This is a genomic window from Pseudorhodobacter aquimaris (assembly GCF_001202025.1).
Classification (GTDB): domain Bacteria; phylum Pseudomonadota; class Alphaproteobacteria; order Rhodobacterales; family Rhodobacteraceae; genus Pseudorhodobacter; species Pseudorhodobacter aquimaris.
On record NZ_LGHS01000041.1, the window covers coordinates 149932 to 165342 of the forward strand.

The window sequence follows — 15411 nt, forward strand, 5'->3', positions numbered from 1 at the left end:
ATATGTCGTTACAAGAGTCATGATCGTTCCAAGCCATTGAGAGCATTGACGTAAAATGATTTGCACTAAGGTACTGACGTAAACAGAGATCCGCGCAAAAACAAAAAAGCGCGTCAAGCAGACGCGCTTTTGAAGTTTTGTGGAATGGGTCGGGATAAAGGCAAAGGGGATGCGGATATGATACCTTTGACTCTGAGGGGGATGGTCCGGGTCAAAGGCAATTGTAGCAGGCATGGCCCTTATGGTCTCCATCCAGGGCCTGCGCGAGATTGCGTCATCAAGGCGGTGTTTAAGCCCTGCCCCTACAACCGATATCCCGGACGGATGCAAAGCAACCGGCTCAGGCCTAAAGGTTGTTTTGATGTCGCAGCCCATCGTCTATCGCACTCTCCCAAGACCGTCGGGCGAGAGGCCCCACCCCTATGGAACCGGACTATATATAGCGGTGATGATCTGACAACCCTCTTTTTCCATTACCGGAGAAGCATAGAGCCGGATCTTATGCCGGCAGCCGTTCCTTTAGAAAGGCCAGCGCCACAGAGAGGCCGTCAGGGGCGATGCCATGGCCCGTCCCTTTCATAACATGGCCAAAGACCTCAAAGTCTGCAGCCACCAGCGCATTGCCGGCAAGGCCCATATCCTCAAAGGGAACAACCGGATCCTGATCGCCGTGGATCAACATCACGGGCGGTTTGACGCGGGCCTCATGCAACAGCTCGGGCGCAAGCAGCCTGCCGGAAAAGGCGACGACACCGGCCATTTCATATTTCCGGCGCGGCGCGATTTGCAGGCTCATCATCGAGCCTTGCGAAAACCCGACGAGGGCAAGCGCCTCGGGGTTCAGCCCCTCTTCGGCCAGCTTGTCATCGATAAAGGCGTTCAGGTCGTCAGCAGCGGCCAGCAGGCCCTCGCGCGCGGCCTCTTCGGAAGAGCCGTCAATCCAGGGGATCGGGAACCATTGGCGACCCATCGGCGCGCCGTTGCAGGGTTCGGGCGCGTCGGGGGAATAGAAAACCGTATCGGGCAGATGCTGCGAAAGCGGATCGGCCAGACCGAGCAAATCCGCCCCGTTCGCGCCATAACCGTGAACGAAAATGACCATGCTCTTGGCTTGGCCCTTTGTCGGCCCTTTGCGGTCGGAATTTAGGTTACGTGTCATCTGATCCCTTCTCTTGCAGTCGAAACGCGATAGTAGGCCCAAAGGATACGGGCCGCAACCGAACGCCATGGTGCCCAGTCCTTTGCAAGCGCGCGCATCGGTTTTTCTTTTGGCCGTTCGGACAGGTCAAACAGCCTGCGCGCCGCCTCTTGTAGCGCCAGATCGCCATGGGCAAAGACATCCGCGCGGCCAAGGCTGAACATCGCATAGATCTCGGCGGTCCACGTGCCGATGCCGGGAACGGCTGTCAGCGTGGTGATGACCTCTGCATCCGGCAGTTGGCGCAGGCGGGGATAATCGATACGGGCGGCGGCAAGCGCATGGGCATAGCGGATTTTCTGGCGCGAGAGGCCACAAGCGCGCAAGGCGTCCTCGGTGGCGGTGGCGACCTGCGCCGCCTCGGTCAGCCCTGCGGCCTCCAGCCGTGCCCAGATGGCAGCGGCCGATTGGGTGCTGACCTGCTGACCGACGATCGCATCGAGCAAGGCGGCAAACCCGTCGGTCTTGCGCCGCAGCGGCAATGGCCCCACCTGCGTCAAGGCATAGGCGAAACGCGGTTCCCGCAGCGCAAGCCAGTCGGCCCCCTCGGCAACGCAGGCATCGCCCTCAATGATACGTCCAACCATGTAACCCCGCTTTTCGGTCACGCTAGCCTTGGGGGATGCGCAAGAAAACCCCAAAAGCAGCCTTGGTGATTGTAGCCATGACAATTTGTCCCTTGCCCGAATGTAGGGTGCGCCCTAATCAACATGCATGAGCCATGCAGATACCATTCCCGACTCCGCCCAATCGCGCCGCAATGTCTGGGTGTTGATTGCCGCCCAAGCCCTCCTTGGTGCGCAGATGCCGATGATTTTCACCATCGCGGGGCTTGCGGGGCAAACCCTTGCCTCCAACGCCTGTTGGGCCACGCTTTCGATCTCGATTATGGTTATCGGCTCCATGCTTTCGGCCACACCGCTTTCGGCGATCATGCAGAAATACGGGCGTCGGGCCGGGTTTTTGATCGGCACGGCGGCGGGCGCCTTGGGCGCGGGCATCGGGGCTTATGGGCTTTATTCGGCATCCTTTCCGATCTTTTTGCTGGGGGCGCTGTTTTCCGGCACCTATATGTCGGCGCAGGGGTTTTACCGTTTTGCCGCCGCCGATACCGCATCCGAGGCCTTCCGCCCCAAAGCGATTTCTTGGGTGATGGCGGGCGGGCTGCTTTCGGCGATCATCGGCCCGCAACTGGTCAAGGTCACGGCGCAGGCCTTTGTCGTGCCGTTCATGGGCACCTATCTGGCGGTTATCGGGATCAACTTTGTCGGGTCCTTTCTGTTTCTGGGTCTGAAAATCCCCAAGCCCCCTGCCCCCAAGGCGGGTGAGGCCAAGGGCCGCACCAAATGGGAAATGATCAAAGAGCCGCGCATCGCCGTGGCCGTGATCTGTGCCACCGTGTCCTATGCGCTGATGAACCTTGTGATGACATCCTCGCCGCTGGCGGTTGTCGGCTGCGGGTTTGAAACCTCCAATGCCGCCGATGTGGTCACGGCGCATGTTCTGGCGATGTATGTACCATCATTTTTTACCGGCCATCTGATCGCACGTTTCGGCGTGGAAAAAATCATCGGCCTGGGCTTGGTAATCCTTGCCGGCGCGGGGGCCGTTGCCCTGACAGGGGTGGAGCTGGAGAATTTCTTTATCGCGCTGATCTTGTTGGGCGTGGGCTGGAACTTCGGCTTTATCGGTGCGACGACGATGCTGGCCGGAGAACATTCCCCAAGTGAACGCGGGCGGATGCAGGGGTTGAATGACCTTTTGGTCTTTGGCGGCGTGACGCTGGCGTCACTGTCCTCGGGCGGTTTGATGAATTGTTCGGGTGGCTCGGTTGAGGAAGGCTGGGCAGCCGTGAACCTTGCGATGCTGCCGTTTTTGGTGCTGGCGGGGGGCGCGCTGATCTGGCTTGCGCTACAGCCCAAAGAGACCCGCAGGGCCTAGCCCTGCCCCCAAAGGGGCAAGGCCCCCGTATTAGCGCAGGCTGGCCAGCAGCGACAGGCTCGGCTCTCCGGTCACCGCCATATTGCGGCTGGCCTGATAGGCCGAGATCGCCGCACGGGTCTTGCTGCCGATCACCCCGTCCGCGCCTTCGGTGTCAAACCCTTTGGCGGTCAAAAGCCGCTGCATCTCTTTGCGGGTTTTCAGGGTCATGCCGTTTTCATCCGGCGGGAAATCTCCGCGAATAGGGCCACGTCCCATGATACGGTCCGACAGATGCCCCACCCCGATCACATAGCTTTCAGAGTTGTTGTAGCGCGTGATCGCGGTGAAATTGCCAAAGGTCATAAAGGCCGGCCCCGCCATGCCCTCGGGGATGATGATAGAGGCGGCACCGTGGTTTGGCACGCGGCCCCCGTCCATATCGCGCACCCCCATTGCGGCCCAATCGGCAGGGCTGCGGGTGGATTTGCGCCCTGCAAGCCCCGTGTTGAAATCGGCCGGAAGACGCACCTCAACACCCCAAGGCTGACCCTTGGTCCAACCCGATTTCGCCAGATAGGCGGCGGTAGAGGCCAGCGCGTCGCTTGGGTCATCCGCCCAGATATCGCGCCGCCCGTCGCCGGTAAAATCCACCGCGAACAGCTCGTATGAGGTGGGGATAAACTGGGTGTGGCCCATGGCGCCGGCCCATGATCCCGTCATCCGCTCTACCGGAACATCGCCGTTCTCCAGAATTTTCAACGCCGCGACCAGCTGTTTTTCAAAGAACGCCCCGCGCCGCCCGTCATAGGCCAAGGTCGCCACCGCCGAGATCACGGGGATATCGCCGCGCCGCTCTCCGTAAAAGCTTTCCAAGCCCCAGACGGCCGCCACGACATGGGCCTCAACCCCGTAACGCTGTTCAATCCGTGCAAGGGTGGCGCGGTGGCGCGCATAGGCGGCACGCCCCTTGGAGACCCGCTCATCCGAGGCGGCAATTGCAAGGTAATCTTGCAAGGAGCGTTTGAATTCGGTCTGGTTGCGGTCGCGTTCAATCACCTCGGGCAAATAGCCCACGTTGCGAAAGGCGGCATTCATCGTGCTGGTGCTGACGCTATTGGTGCGGGCGCGGAAACTGGCAACCCAGGCGTCGAAACCGGCATTCGGCACGGCGCGGTACTGGGTTGTATTGCGCGCGGCAACGGGGCCTGTGACGCCCCCCACGCAGCCGCTTAAAAGCGCCGCGCCCAAGGTGGCTAGGGTTGTTCGTCTGGTAACCTGCATCGCGCTCTCCTCAACATGCTCTGGGCATTCGCCCTTGGGGCAAACCCTAGCGCAGTTCAGGCAACGGGGAAAGGTGGCGTCAGAAGCGACCGGTAAAAGCCTGCCACATCAGGCCCCCGCGGCGTGCGAATTCCGACAGTTGCAAGCTGCCCTCACCCACGCGGCCCGGCTCTTTTTCGGCCATGCGCAACAAGCCCTGCGCCTGCCAGCCCGCCAGCACCGCCGGACGCCCCGCCGCACTGATGCGAAGGCGTCGCGCCTGCGCCAGCCGGTCAAGCCCGCGCCGTGCCAGTGCGGCAATCCCCGCATCGCGCCCGTCCAGCAAGGGGACGCGCCCGCGCGCGGCCAGCTCCGGCACCGCCTGCAGATAGGCCGCAAGCCCTGCGGCCCAGCCCACCCCGCGCAAGGCGGCCTCATCATTGCTGCCAAGCGCCTTGCCGCCGAGCCACATCAACCCGCCCGCCGTATCTTCCAGATAGGCGTCCATCGCGGCCTGATCGGCAAAAGCATCGCTATAGATATCCCAGCGCCGCGCATCGGCCATCCGGTCAAGCAGATCAAGCGGCAAATCCAGTTCGGCCAGCGGTTGCAAAACCTCATGCCCGCGCACAACGCCCTTGCCCAGATCCTCAACCGCGTCGCGCCACCATTGCAGGCGCATCTCGGCGATCATCGGCTCTTTGCTGACCCAAGGCGCGCGGGCCAGCTCCAGATTATAGGCGTAAAGCGGGGCAAGCCGGGCGCGCGCGCTCACGGGCGCCGCCATCAACGCCGCGAAACGGGTCGGGTCGCCGCGCTCGATCAGGGGTAAAAGGTCGTGCGTCATGCCGCGCCATCGCGGATCAACTTCCAGGTGATCGCATCCAAGAGCGCCTCAAAGCTGGCATCAACGATATTGGGTGATACCCCCACGGTTGACCAGCGTTTGCCTGCGGAATCCTCGCTGTCGATGATGACGCGGGTCACGGCCTCGGTGCCGCCTTGGGTGATGCGCACCTTGAAATCAACCAGATGCATATCGTCGATATAGGCCTGATAGGGCCCAAGATCCTTGGCCAGCGCTTTCCACAAGGCGTTGACCGGCCCGCGATCGGTGCCGCTGCCGTCCATCGACTCGCTGACCGACAGCATCTTTTTGTCGCCAACCTTCACCACCACAACCGCCTCGGAAAGGGTCACGGTCTGGTTGCGCTTGTTCTTGCGGCGCTCCACCGTGACGCGGTAGCGCTTTACCTCAAAGAACTGCGGGCAAAGGCCAAGGGCACGCCGCGCCAGCAGCTCAAAACTGGCCTGCGCACCGTCATAGGCATAGCCCTGATCCTCTCGCAGTTTGATGTCATTAAGGATATCGCCAAGACGCGGATCTTTCGCCTCGACTGTGATCCCGGCTGCGGCGAGCCTTGCGCGCAGGTTCGACTGCCCCGCCTGATTGGACATCGGAATGATCCGCGCATTGCCGACCGTTTCCGGCGGAATATGCTCATAAGTCGTCGGATCCTTGAGGATGGCCGAGGCATGCAGCCCCGCCTTATGCGCAAAGGCCGAGGCCCCGACATAGGCCGCGCCCCGCGCAGGCACACGGTTAAGGATATCATCCAGCATCCGGCTGGTGCGTAAGATCCCCGCCAGCGCTTGTGGCGTGACGCCGGTCTCAAACCGGCTGGCATAGGGCTCTTTGAGCAAAAGCGTCGGGATCAGCGACACGAGGTTGGCATTGCCGCAACGCTCCCCCAACCCGTTCAGCGTGCCCTGAATTTGCCGCGCGCCCGCATCGACTGCCGCTAGCGAACAGGCCACCGCATTGCCGGTATCATCATGGCAATGGATGCCCAGCCGGTCCCCCGGAATACCCGCGGCGATCACCTCGGCGGTGATGCGGCCGACATCGGCGGGCAAGGTGCCGCCATTGGTATCGCATAGCACGATCCAGCGCGCCCCCGCCTCCAGCGCGGCACGCAGACAGGATAGCGCATAATCAGGATTGGCACGGTAGCCGTCAAAGAAATGTTCCGCATCAAACAGCGCCTCACGCCCCTTGGCGGTGATATGTCGGAAGCTCTCGGCAATCGCGGTGAGGTTTTCCTCAAGGCTGACACCCAGCGCGGTGGTGACGTGAAACTCATGCGTCTTGCCGACCAGACAGATCGCCGCCGTGCCTGCATCCAGAACCGCGGCCAGCACATCATCATTCTCGGCTGAGCGGCCCACACGTTTGGTCATGCCAAAGGCGGTCATCGTCGCGCGGGTCTCAAGGTTCTGGGCGAAAAACTCGCTGTCGGTCGGGTTCGCACCGGGCCAGCCGCCCTCGATATGATCGACGCCCAAAGCATCCAGCGCCTGCGCGATCTGGATTTTCTCGGCGGTGGAAAACTGCACGCCTTGGGTTTGCTGCCCATCACGCAGGGTGGTGTCATAGAGGTAGAGGCGTTCGCGGGTCATTGGTCTGATTCCAGAATTTCTTCTACCAACCTTGCTTCGGCTGCGGCCATTTCAATATGCTTTTGAAAGTGCTCTTCATAGGTGCCATCATCAAAACCGGAAATTGCTGAAGGACCATCCCTATCCAAGCTGACATCAAAACCAGCCGATTTAAGCAACTCTATGTAGTAATTCGCCTCTTTTAAGTTTCCGGCCTTGAACTTCTTTGTCGCATTTGAAAGCGCATAGCGTTGAAGAGCATCGGGGTCACGAAAAGCCCCACTGGACAAACTGTGATCATAAACTGCAACGCCTGCTTCAATTAGGCTATTGCGGAGACGGTCGGAGAGATCAAAACGTCCGGATGCTCGTGCGCGGATTCGAACTACCGTCACCTGATAAATTCTCAAATCCTCATCTATTTTTTGATGTTCATCTGGGTCAAACCACTGACTGGTGGATGGCAACAACAGACCCAGAAAATTTGCACAAGCGAGTAAGTTAGAAGCATTACCTTGTTTGGCATATCGATGAAGAATTGATACCGCTTGTGATGTATTGAGATCATCGGCCAACGCATCGATAAACTCTGAGGGCAGTTTCTTGCTTGGCTTGGCGGTCAAGCAAATGTAGTGCCATTTCCGGAGCGTTTTTTCTGCATCCCACGCTTTTTGATGGGTCCAATCCATCGTCTTGCGGTAATGGGTTTGCAGGAACACTAGCCGGATTACCTCACCTGGGATACCCTGATCAAAAAGCAGGTCGCGCACGGTAAAAAAATTGCCCAAGGACTTGGACATCTTTCGGCCTTCGACCTGCAACATCTCATTATGCAGCCAGACATTGGCAAAGCTGGCATCCGGATTGGCGCAGCAGCTTTGCGCCACCTCGTTTTCATGATGTGGAAAGGTCAGATCGGTGCCGCCGCCGTGGATATCGAACGACGGGCCCAACAGGGCCTCGCTCATCGCAGAGCATTCGATATGCCAGCCGGGCCGCCCCCTACCCCATGGGCTGTCCCAACCGGGGGTGTTTGCATCCGAGGGCTTCCACAGCACGAAATCCATCGGGTCGCGCTTGTAGGGGGCGACCTCAACCCGCGCGCCTGCGATCATATCATCCACCGAACGGCCCGAGAGCTGCCCATATGCAGGGTATGAGCGCACATCAAACAGCACATGCCCTTCGGCCGCATAGGCATGGCCCTTGGCGATCAGATCCTCGATCATGGTGATCATCTGGGTGATATATTCCGTCGCGCGGGGTTCCTCATCCGGGCGCAGGTTGCCCAATGCATCCATATCGGCGTGATACCAGCCGATTGTCTCATCGGTGATTTCGCGGATCGGGCGGCCGGTCTCGGCGGCCTTGGCGTTGATCTTGTCATCGACATCGGTGAAATTGCGCACATAGGTGACGTGATCCACACCGTACACATGGCGCAGCAAACGGTAGAGCACGTCAAACATGATCACATTGCGCGCATTGCCGATATGGGCGCGGTCATAGACCGTCGGTCCACAGAGATAAATCCGCACATTATCGGTATCGATCGGGGTGAAAACCTCTTTTTGGCGGATTTTCGAGTTGTGCAGCTTAATCTCTGTCATGGCAGTACCTTCCGCAGTCCGAATGCAGTGTATGCGCGCGGGCATAGCAACTTCGCGCCCGATTGGAAAACGAAAAGACACAGCTTGGCGCGCATCGGCCCTGTGGTATAGGGTGTTGAAGTCTGCCGTGCGACAAAAGGACCGCCCATGATCCGCCTGCTTGCCCTTCTGTTGTGGTTGCCGCTTGCCGCCAATGCCCAAAACTATCCCGAGCCGTTGTCGGATACGGTCAGCGATTATGCCGATTTGCTGCCGCCCGAGGCCGAGGACCGCGTGGCCGCCACCCTGCAAGCGGCGCGCGACGAGACCGGGGTGCACATCGTGCTAGCCACGATCAATGCGCAGGCCGATTACGGCTATTCCGGCCGCTTTGCCGATTTTGCTACCGGCTGGTTCAACTTTTTGGGGATTGGGGATGCGGCGCGCAATGACGGGATCCTGATCCTTGTCTCAAAAGAGGACCGCGAGATGCGCATCGCGCTGGGGCGCAGCTATGATGTGATCTGGGACGGGCGGGCGCAGCGGGTGATCGATACTGCCATGCTGCCCGCCTTTCGGGAGGACCGCTATGCCGAGGGGTTGGAGGCCGGTGTGCAATCCGCGATTGAGCATCTGGCCCGCCCCTTTGCCGCCAACGAAGAGGTGACCGAGACCAGCGGGTTTCCAACAGCCCCTTGGTGGGAAAAGCTCTTCGGGCCGCTGATCTTTGCTTTGTTCGGGCTGTTTATGGCGTTTACGATTTTGCGCAAACGGCTGCGTGATGTCTTTGACCGGATCAGCGCCTGCCCCAATTGCGGCAAGCGTAAAATGGAGGTCACGCGTGAGGTTCTGCTGGAGCCGGGCGAGGAGACTGAAGGCCAGGCCATGCGCCATCTGCGGTGTCGCGCATGCGGCTATGATCATGGTGAGCGTTCTACGCTGCCCTCCAAAGCGGCACGGCGCAAGGCGCGCGCCTCGTCGCGCAGCGGCTTCGGGGGCGGCAGCTCTGGCGGGGGCGGTGCATCGGGCAAGTGGTAACCCTCTCGACAGAGGGCAACGGAATGCGTTAATTGAACAGGCGTTCAGATAGCGGGAGGATGAGGATGCAGATCGAGAATACAGCAGTGGTTGTCACGGGCGGGGCCTCGGGGCTTGGCGCGGCGGTGGCGCGGTTGATGCGCTCCAAAGGGGCGGCGGTCACGCTGTTTGACCGTGACACGGCGCGGGGCGAGGCATTGGCCGCCGAGATCGGCGCGACGTTTTGCACGGTCGATGTGACGGATGAACCTTCGGTTCAGGCCGGGGTTGCGGCGGCCAAGGCGGCGATGGGCAAGATTACCGCGCTGGTCAACTGCGCAGGCATTGCCACAGGTGCGCGTGTGGTCGGGCGTGAGGGGCCGCATGATCTGGCGCTGTTTCAACGGACCATCGACATAAACCTAGTCGGCAGCTTTAACTGCATGCGGCTGGTCGCGGCCGAAATGGCAGGCAATGATCCCGTAGAGGGGGAGCGCGGCGTGATCGTCAACACCGCCTCTATTGCCGCATTCGACGGACAAAAGGGCCAGACCGCCTATGCCGCCTCCAAGGCCGGTATCGCGGGGATGACCCTGCCCGCCGCGCGCGATCTGGCGGGGCAAGCCATCCGGATTTGCGCCATCGCGCCGGGGGTGTTCATGACGCCGATGCTGGAAGGCCTGGGGCCAGAGATCCACGAAGGACTGGCCGCCGATGTGACCTTTCCAAAACGACTGGGCCGTCCCGAGGAATATGCCTCACTTGCCGCTTTTATCATCGAAAGCAGCTATTTGAACGGTGAGGTGATCCGCCTTGACGGGGCCTTGCGGATGCGCTGAACCGAAAAAAGGGCGGAGGTTTCCCCCCGCCCTTTCCCATGCCGTTGATCCGAAGATCAGAAACGGTAACCCACGCGCAACTGCACCATGTTACCCTCGGCGTCTGTGCCGGAGTTGTCAAAGTCGTCGAAACGGTTGTGTGTATATTCTGCACCAACGGTCCAAGCGTCGTTGATCGCATAGTCTACGCCAACGCCTGCCAGCCAGCCGGTGTCAGAGCGGTTGCCTGTGCCGGTTTCAACCTTTGCATGCGCCGCACCGACTGTACCGTATACCAATGTACGGCCCATGTCATAGCCGCCCATGAACTTCAGTTGGGTCAGGTTCTTGCCTTTGTTGCCCATAACCTCGACGTTGGATCCGTTGTAGGCAAGTTCGGCACCCGCAACAAACTGGCCAAAGTCATAGCGGTAACCTGCGTGCACGCCACCGATTGCGCCGTCGCCATCAACCCCAGCGGTGTTTGACGACATATCGCCATAGCCAAGCTGACCACCTACATAAAAGCCGGTCCAGTCAGCAGTGACAGGGGCAACCACAACCGGGGTGATCATTGGCTCGGGTGTAGGCTCGGTCAAACCGCCAGCAAATGCAGTAGGAGCTGCAAGGGCAGTTGCCAGTGCGAGGGATGTAAAGAGTTTCATATGTCTACCTTTCAACGTTAACATCCGGCCGAAGCCGACTGTGGGACTAACGCCTAGGTAGTGTTTTGGTTCCAATAATGTAAGCCCCTGTCACACCTATGTGAACCCAACCCCGACTAAGCGCCAATATCCGCCTATCATAAGGGTAAAGTAGGTCAAAAACAGCCGATTTACAAGGCTGCTTTCTCCTCCAGCGCCATCCACTCTTCTTCCAGCGCAGCCAGCTGGGTCTGGCGCTCTGCCATCATCTCAGAAGCTTTGCGGAATTTGACGGGTTCCTTGGTGAAAAGATCATCGGTTTCCAACAATTCGCCCAGCTTGCTGATCTCCGCTTCCATCTTGGCGATCAGATCCGGCAGGTTCTCAAGCCGCTTGCGTTCGGTGAACGACAGCGTGTCGGCCCGCTTGGGCTCGGGTTTGGGGGCGGGTTGGCTGGCGGCTTTGGGCTTGAAGGTGGCCTCTGGCGCCCATTCGGTATCGCGCTGCGCCATATAATCGGACCAGCCACCGGGAAAGACGCCAACACGCCCCTGCCCCTCTAGCGCGACAGTCGAGGTGGCAACGCGGTCGATGAAATCACGGTCGTGGCTGACCAACAGCACGGTGCCGTCATATTCGCCAAGGATATCTTGCAACAGATCGAGGGTTTCCACATCCAGATCGTTGGTCGGCTCATCCAGAATCAACAGGTTCGAGGGTTTCGCCATGATCCGCGCCAGCAACAGCCGCGCCTTTTCCCCGCCCGAGAGCGACCGCACCGGCGCGCGGGCCTGCGCCTCATTAAACAGGAAATCCTTGAGATAGCCGACGACATGCTTGGGGGTGCCGCGCACCATCACCTGATCGGAGCTGCCCGAAACCGCCATCAATGGATCATTGGTCAGATTGTCCCAAAGCGAGGCGTTCGGGTCCAGCTGCGCGCGGGTCTGGTCGAACACCGCGATATCAAGGTTGGTGCCAAGGGTGATCGTGCCGCTATCGGGTTGGATCTCGCCGGTCAGCATTTTCAACAGCGTGGTCTTGCCGATCCCATTGGGGCCGACAAAGGCGATCCGGTCGCCGCGCAGCACGCGCAGGTCAAGATCCTTGACGATCTGGGTATCGCCAAAGGCCTTGGAGATGCCCTTGGCCTCCACCACCCGCTTGCCCGAAGTGGTCCCTGATTCCAGCGCCAGTGCCGCAGTGCCCTGACGGCGGATCTGGCCCGCGCGTTCGGCCCGCAAATCGGCCAGCGCGCGCAGACGGCCCTGATTGCGTTTGCGCCGCGCAGAGATGCCCTCAACCGCCCAACGGGCCTCGGCCTTGATCTTGCGGTCCAGCTTGTGGCGTTGTTCATCCTCTTCGGCCCAAACGGTTTCGCGCCATTCCTCAAAGCCGTCGAAACCGCTTTCGCGGCGGCGCACCTGCCCGCGGTCGATCCACAAGGTCGCACGGGTCAGCGCCTTGAGGAATGCACGGTCGTGGCTGATCAGGACAAAGGCCGTGCGGGTGGATTTCAGCTCATCCTCAAGCCATTGGATCGCCTGAATATCAAGGTGGTTCGTTGGCTCGTCCAGCAACATCAACTCGGGCGCTTCGGCCATCAGCCGGGCCAAGGCCGCACGCCGACGCTCTCCGCCCGAGGCAGAGGCGACCGGGGTTTCGGGATCGAATTTCAGCCCTTCGGCCACCATCGCGACCTTATATTCCTCACCGTCGGGCAAGGTTGCGGCGGCGAAATCGCCCAAAGTCTCAAACCCCGACAGATCGGGGTCCTGTTCCATATAGCCGACCGAGACACCGGGCGGCACCACGCGGGTGCCCGCATCTGCCTGTACCAACCCCGCCATCACCTTCATCAAAGTGGATTTGCCCGATCCGTTGCGCCCGACCAGCGCCACGCGGTCGCCGGGATGCACCACAAGGTCCAGATTGTCGAACACCGGATCGCCCCCGAAGGTCAGCGAAATACCGGAAAGTTGCAAAAGCGGTGCGCGGGCCATGGGGAACTGCCTTATGGTTTAATGCATGAAAAGCCGCCCCTATCGGGACGGCCCTTTGGTTCTTCTCGCGATGTCAGCGACGATTAGCCAACCAGTTCAAGACCGGAGAAGTAGAAAGAGATCTCACGTGCCGCAGCTTCGGGGCTGTCGGAACCGTGAACCGAGTTTTCGCCAACGGACAGGGCGAATTCCTTGCGGATGGTGCCTTCGTCGGCGTTGGCAGGGTTGGTAGCGCCCATGACTTCGCGGTTTTTCAGGATGGCGCCTTCGCCCTCAAGGACCTGAACGATGATCGGGGCCGAGGACATGAATTCGCACAGCTCACCGTAGAAGGGACGCTCGGAGTGCTCGGCGTAAAAGGCACCGGCTTGGGCAGGTGTCAGGTGGATACGCTTTTGCGCAACGATGCGCAGGCCGGCATCTTCGAACTTGGCGTTGATCTTGCCAGTCAGGTTGCGGTTGGTTGCATCGGGTTTGATCATCGAAAGGGTGCGTTCTACGGCCATGGTACTCTCACTTTGGGATGCGGGGAAAATCCCCTGGTGTTTATGGCGCCCTGCTAGCATGGGCCGCGGGCCTTGAAAAGCCCATGTTGCGCGCAAGGAGTTGACGCCGCGCGCCGCTTCGGGCAAGGCGTGATCCATGTTACGCATTTCAGATATCAGCTATTCCGTCGAAGGTCGCCCGCTGCTTGTGGGCGCCTCTGCTACCATTCCCACAGGCCATAAGGTTGGCCTTGTCGGCCGCAATGGCGCGGGGAAAACCACGCTCTTCCGGTTGATCCGTGGGGAGTTGGCGCTGGAGGGTGGCGATATTTCCATGCCCGCGCGGTCGCGTATCGGCGGGGTGGCACAAGAGGTGCCGTCGTCCTCGACCACGCTTTTACAAACCGTGTTGCAGGCCGATACCGAACGCGAATCCCTGATGGCAGAGGCCGAAACCGCCACCGATCCGCACCGCATTGCCGAAGTGCAGGCGCGGCTGGCCGATATTGACGCGTGGTCGGCCGAGGGGCGCGCCTCTTCTATCCTCAAGGGTCTGGGCTTTGATGCCGAAGCGCAGTTGCGCCCCTGTTCGGATTTCTCGGGCGGCTGGCGGATGCGGGTGGCGCTTGCGGGCGTGTTGTTTGCCCAGCCCGATTTCCTGCTGCTGGATGAGCCGACAAACTATCTCGACCTTGAGGGCGCTTTGTGGCTGGAAAGCTATCTGGCGAAATATCCGCATACGGTGATCATCATCTCGCACGATCGCGGGCTTTTGAACCGCGCTGTGCAAGGCATTCTGCATCTGGACGAGAAAAAGCTGACCTATTGGACCGGCCCCTACGACCAGTTTGCCCGCCAGATGGCCGAACGCCGCGCCGTCCTTCAGGCCGAGGCGAAAAAGCAAGAGGCACGCCGCGCGCATTTGCAAAGCTTTGTGGACCGTTTCAAGGCCAAGGCCTCCAAGGCCGTGCAGGCGCAATCCCGCGTCAAAATGCTGGAAAAGATGGAAACCATCACCCCGCCCGAGGAAGCGCGCAAGCAGGTCTTTACCTTCCCCGAGCCAGAGGAACTGTCGCCCCCGATCATCAATCTGGACGGGGTTGCGGTCGGCTATGACGGCCCGCCGGTCTTGCGCAACCTGTCCTTGCGGATTGATCAGGATGACCGCATCGCCCTTCTGGGCCGTAACGGTGAAGGGAAATCCACACTTTCCAAGCTCTTGGCGGGTAAACTTAAACCGACTACGGGCAAGATGACGCAAAGCAGCAAGCTGCGCATCGGCTATTTCGCGCAGCATCAGGTGGATGAGCTGTTCATCGACGAAACCCCGCTGCAACACCTGCAACGCATGCGCCCCGCCGAGGGGCAACCCCGCCTGCGTGCCCGTCTTGCCGGCTTCGGTCTTTTGGCCGATCAGGCCGAGACTGCCGTGGGCCGTCTGTCGGGGGGACAAAAGGCACGGCTGTCTTTGCTTCTGGCCACGCTTGAGGCGCCGCATCTGCTGATCTTGGACGAGCCGACAAACCACCTTGATATGGAAAGCCGTGAGGCCTTGGTCGAGGCGCTAACGGCCTATTCCGGCGCGGTGGTTCTGGTCAGCCACGATATGCACCTGTTGTCGCTGGTGGCGGACCGTTTGTGGCTGGTCAAGGGCGGGGCCGTTGCCCCCTACGGCGAGGATCTTGAGGCCTACCGCAAGCAATTGCTGGCCGGTGATGAGACAACCAAACCCGTCAAACCCGCAAAAGCCGCCGAAAAGCCGAAAAAGGCCAGCCGCGATGATATCCTTGCGATGCGCGCCGAGGTTCGCAAATGCGAGGACCGTTTGGCCAAGCTCAACGAGATGAGCGAGAAGCTGGCGAAAAAACTGGCAGACCCTGCGCTTTATGAACCCGAACGTCTGGGGGAGATGGAGACATGGCAAAAAAAATATGCCGAGGTCCGTGAAGCCACTGACCGCGCCGAGGCCATGTGGCTGCGCGCACAGGAAAAGCTGGAAAGTGCCGCTTGATTGGCGTAATTGCCTATTTTTTAA

Annotated in this window: 13 protein-coding genes; 4 read left to right on the forward strand and 9 right to left on the reverse strand. The window is 60.3% G+C overall.

Features of this window, described 5'->3' with window-relative positions:
- Positions 1 to 499 precede the first annotated feature (499 nt).
- Entirely contained in the window at positions 500 to 1159 is a 660-nt protein-coding gene (locus AKU94_RS05990) for an alpha/beta hydrolase (RefSeq protein ID WP_050526393.1), read from the reverse strand.
- Complete coding sequence (locus AKU94_RS05995) at positions 1156 to 1785, reverse strand: DNA-3-methyladenine glycosylase family protein (protein WP_050526394.1); 630 nt, start codon at positions 1783 to 1785, stop codon at positions 1156 to 1158. Before AKU94_RS05995 ends, AKU94_RS05990 begins: the two co-directional genes overlap by 4 nt.
- 127 nt (positions 1786 to 1912) lie before the next feature.
- Between AKU94_RS05995 and AKU94_RS06000 the strand changes: the two genes are divergently transcribed.
- Positions 1913 to 3139: an MFS transporter gene (locus tag AKU94_RS06000; protein WP_050526395.1), complete on the forward strand. Its 1227-nt coding sequence runs from the start codon at positions 1913 to 1915 to the stop codon at positions 3137 to 3139.
- 30 nt (positions 3140 to 3169) lie between these two features.
- Here AKU94_RS06000 and AKU94_RS06005 read toward each other — a convergent pair whose 3' ends face one another.
- The 4 genes from AKU94_RS06005 to cysS all read right to left on the reverse strand — a co-directional run bounded on the left by AKU94_RS06005 (position 3170) and on the right by cysS (position 8430).
- The gene (locus AKU94_RS06005; RefSeq protein ID WP_050526396.1) at positions 3170 to 4402 is read right to left on the reverse strand and encodes a lytic murein transglycosylase; all 1233 of its coding nucleotides are present in this window, start codon (positions 4400 to 4402) and stop codon (positions 3170 to 3172) included.
- A gap of 79 nt (positions 4403 to 4481) precedes the next feature.
- Complete coding sequence (locus AKU94_RS06010; protein ID WP_050526397.1) at positions 4482 to 5228, reverse strand: squalene/phytoene synthase family protein; 747 nt, start codon at positions 5226 to 5228, stop codon at positions 4482 to 4484.
- Positions 5225 to 6841 (reverse strand): citramalate synthase, encoded by a 1617-nt coding sequence (cimA, locus tag AKU94_RS06015; RefSeq protein WP_050526398.1) that lies wholly within the window; start codon positions 6839 to 6841, stop codon positions 5225 to 5227. Before cimA ends, AKU94_RS06010 begins: the two co-directional genes overlap by 4 nt.
- Positions 6838 to 8430, reverse strand: a complete 1593-nt coding sequence (cysS, locus tag AKU94_RS06020) for a cysteine--tRNA ligase (protein WP_083444961.1) — start codon at positions 8428 to 8430, stop codon at positions 6838 to 6840. The genes cimA and cysS overlap by 4 nt, the downstream gene beginning before the upstream one ends.
- A gap of 147 nt (positions 8431 to 8577) precedes the next feature.
- On the opposite strand from cysS, the gene AKU94_RS06025 reads away from it, so the two are divergent.
- Positions 8578 to 9447 carry a TPM domain-containing protein gene (locus AKU94_RS06025; RefSeq protein ID WP_050526399.1) on the forward strand — a complete coding sequence of 290 codons (870 nt, stop codon included), beginning with the start codon at positions 8578 to 8580 and terminating at the stop codon, positions 9445 to 9447.
- A 65-nt stretch (positions 9448 to 9512) separates the two neighbouring features.
- The gene (locus AKU94_RS06030; RefSeq protein ID WP_050526464.1) at positions 9513 to 10265 is read left to right on the forward strand and encodes an SDR family NAD(P)-dependent oxidoreductase; all 753 of its coding nucleotides are present in this window, start codon (positions 9513 to 9515) and stop codon (positions 10263 to 10265) included.
- A gap of 56 nt (positions 10266 to 10321) precedes the next feature.
- On the opposite strand, the gene AKU94_RS06035 is transcribed toward AKU94_RS06030, so the two are convergent.
- The 3 genes from AKU94_RS06035 to ndk all read right to left on the reverse strand — a co-directional run bounded on the left by AKU94_RS06035 (position 10322) and on the right by ndk (position 13397).
- Positions 10322 to 10909, reverse strand: coding sequence for an outer membrane protein (locus tag AKU94_RS06035; RefSeq protein ID WP_050526400.1), 588 nt, complete (start codon positions 10907 to 10909; stop codon positions 10322 to 10324).
- Between the two features lie 170 nt (positions 10910 to 11079).
- A complete protein-coding gene (locus AKU94_RS06040; RefSeq protein ID WP_050526401.1) occupies positions 11080 to 12891 on the reverse strand; it encodes an ABC-F family ATP-binding cassette domain-containing protein in 1812 nt (603 codons plus the stop codon).
- An 83-nt stretch (positions 12892 to 12974) separates the two neighbouring features.
- Entirely contained in the window at positions 12975 to 13397 is a 423-nt protein-coding gene (ndk, locus tag AKU94_RS06045) for a nucleoside-diphosphate kinase (RefSeq protein WP_050526465.1), read from the reverse strand.
- Between the two features lie 136 nt (positions 13398 to 13533).
- Here ndk and AKU94_RS06050 point away from each other — a divergent pair, with 136 nt between their 5' ends.
- On the forward strand, positions 13534 to 15387 hold the full coding sequence (locus AKU94_RS06050) for an ABC-F family ATP-binding cassette domain-containing protein (RefSeq protein ID WP_050526402.1): 1854 nt from the start codon (positions 13534 to 13536) through the stop codon (positions 15385 to 15387).
- The last annotated feature ends 24 nt before the right edge of the window (positions 15388 to 15411 follow it).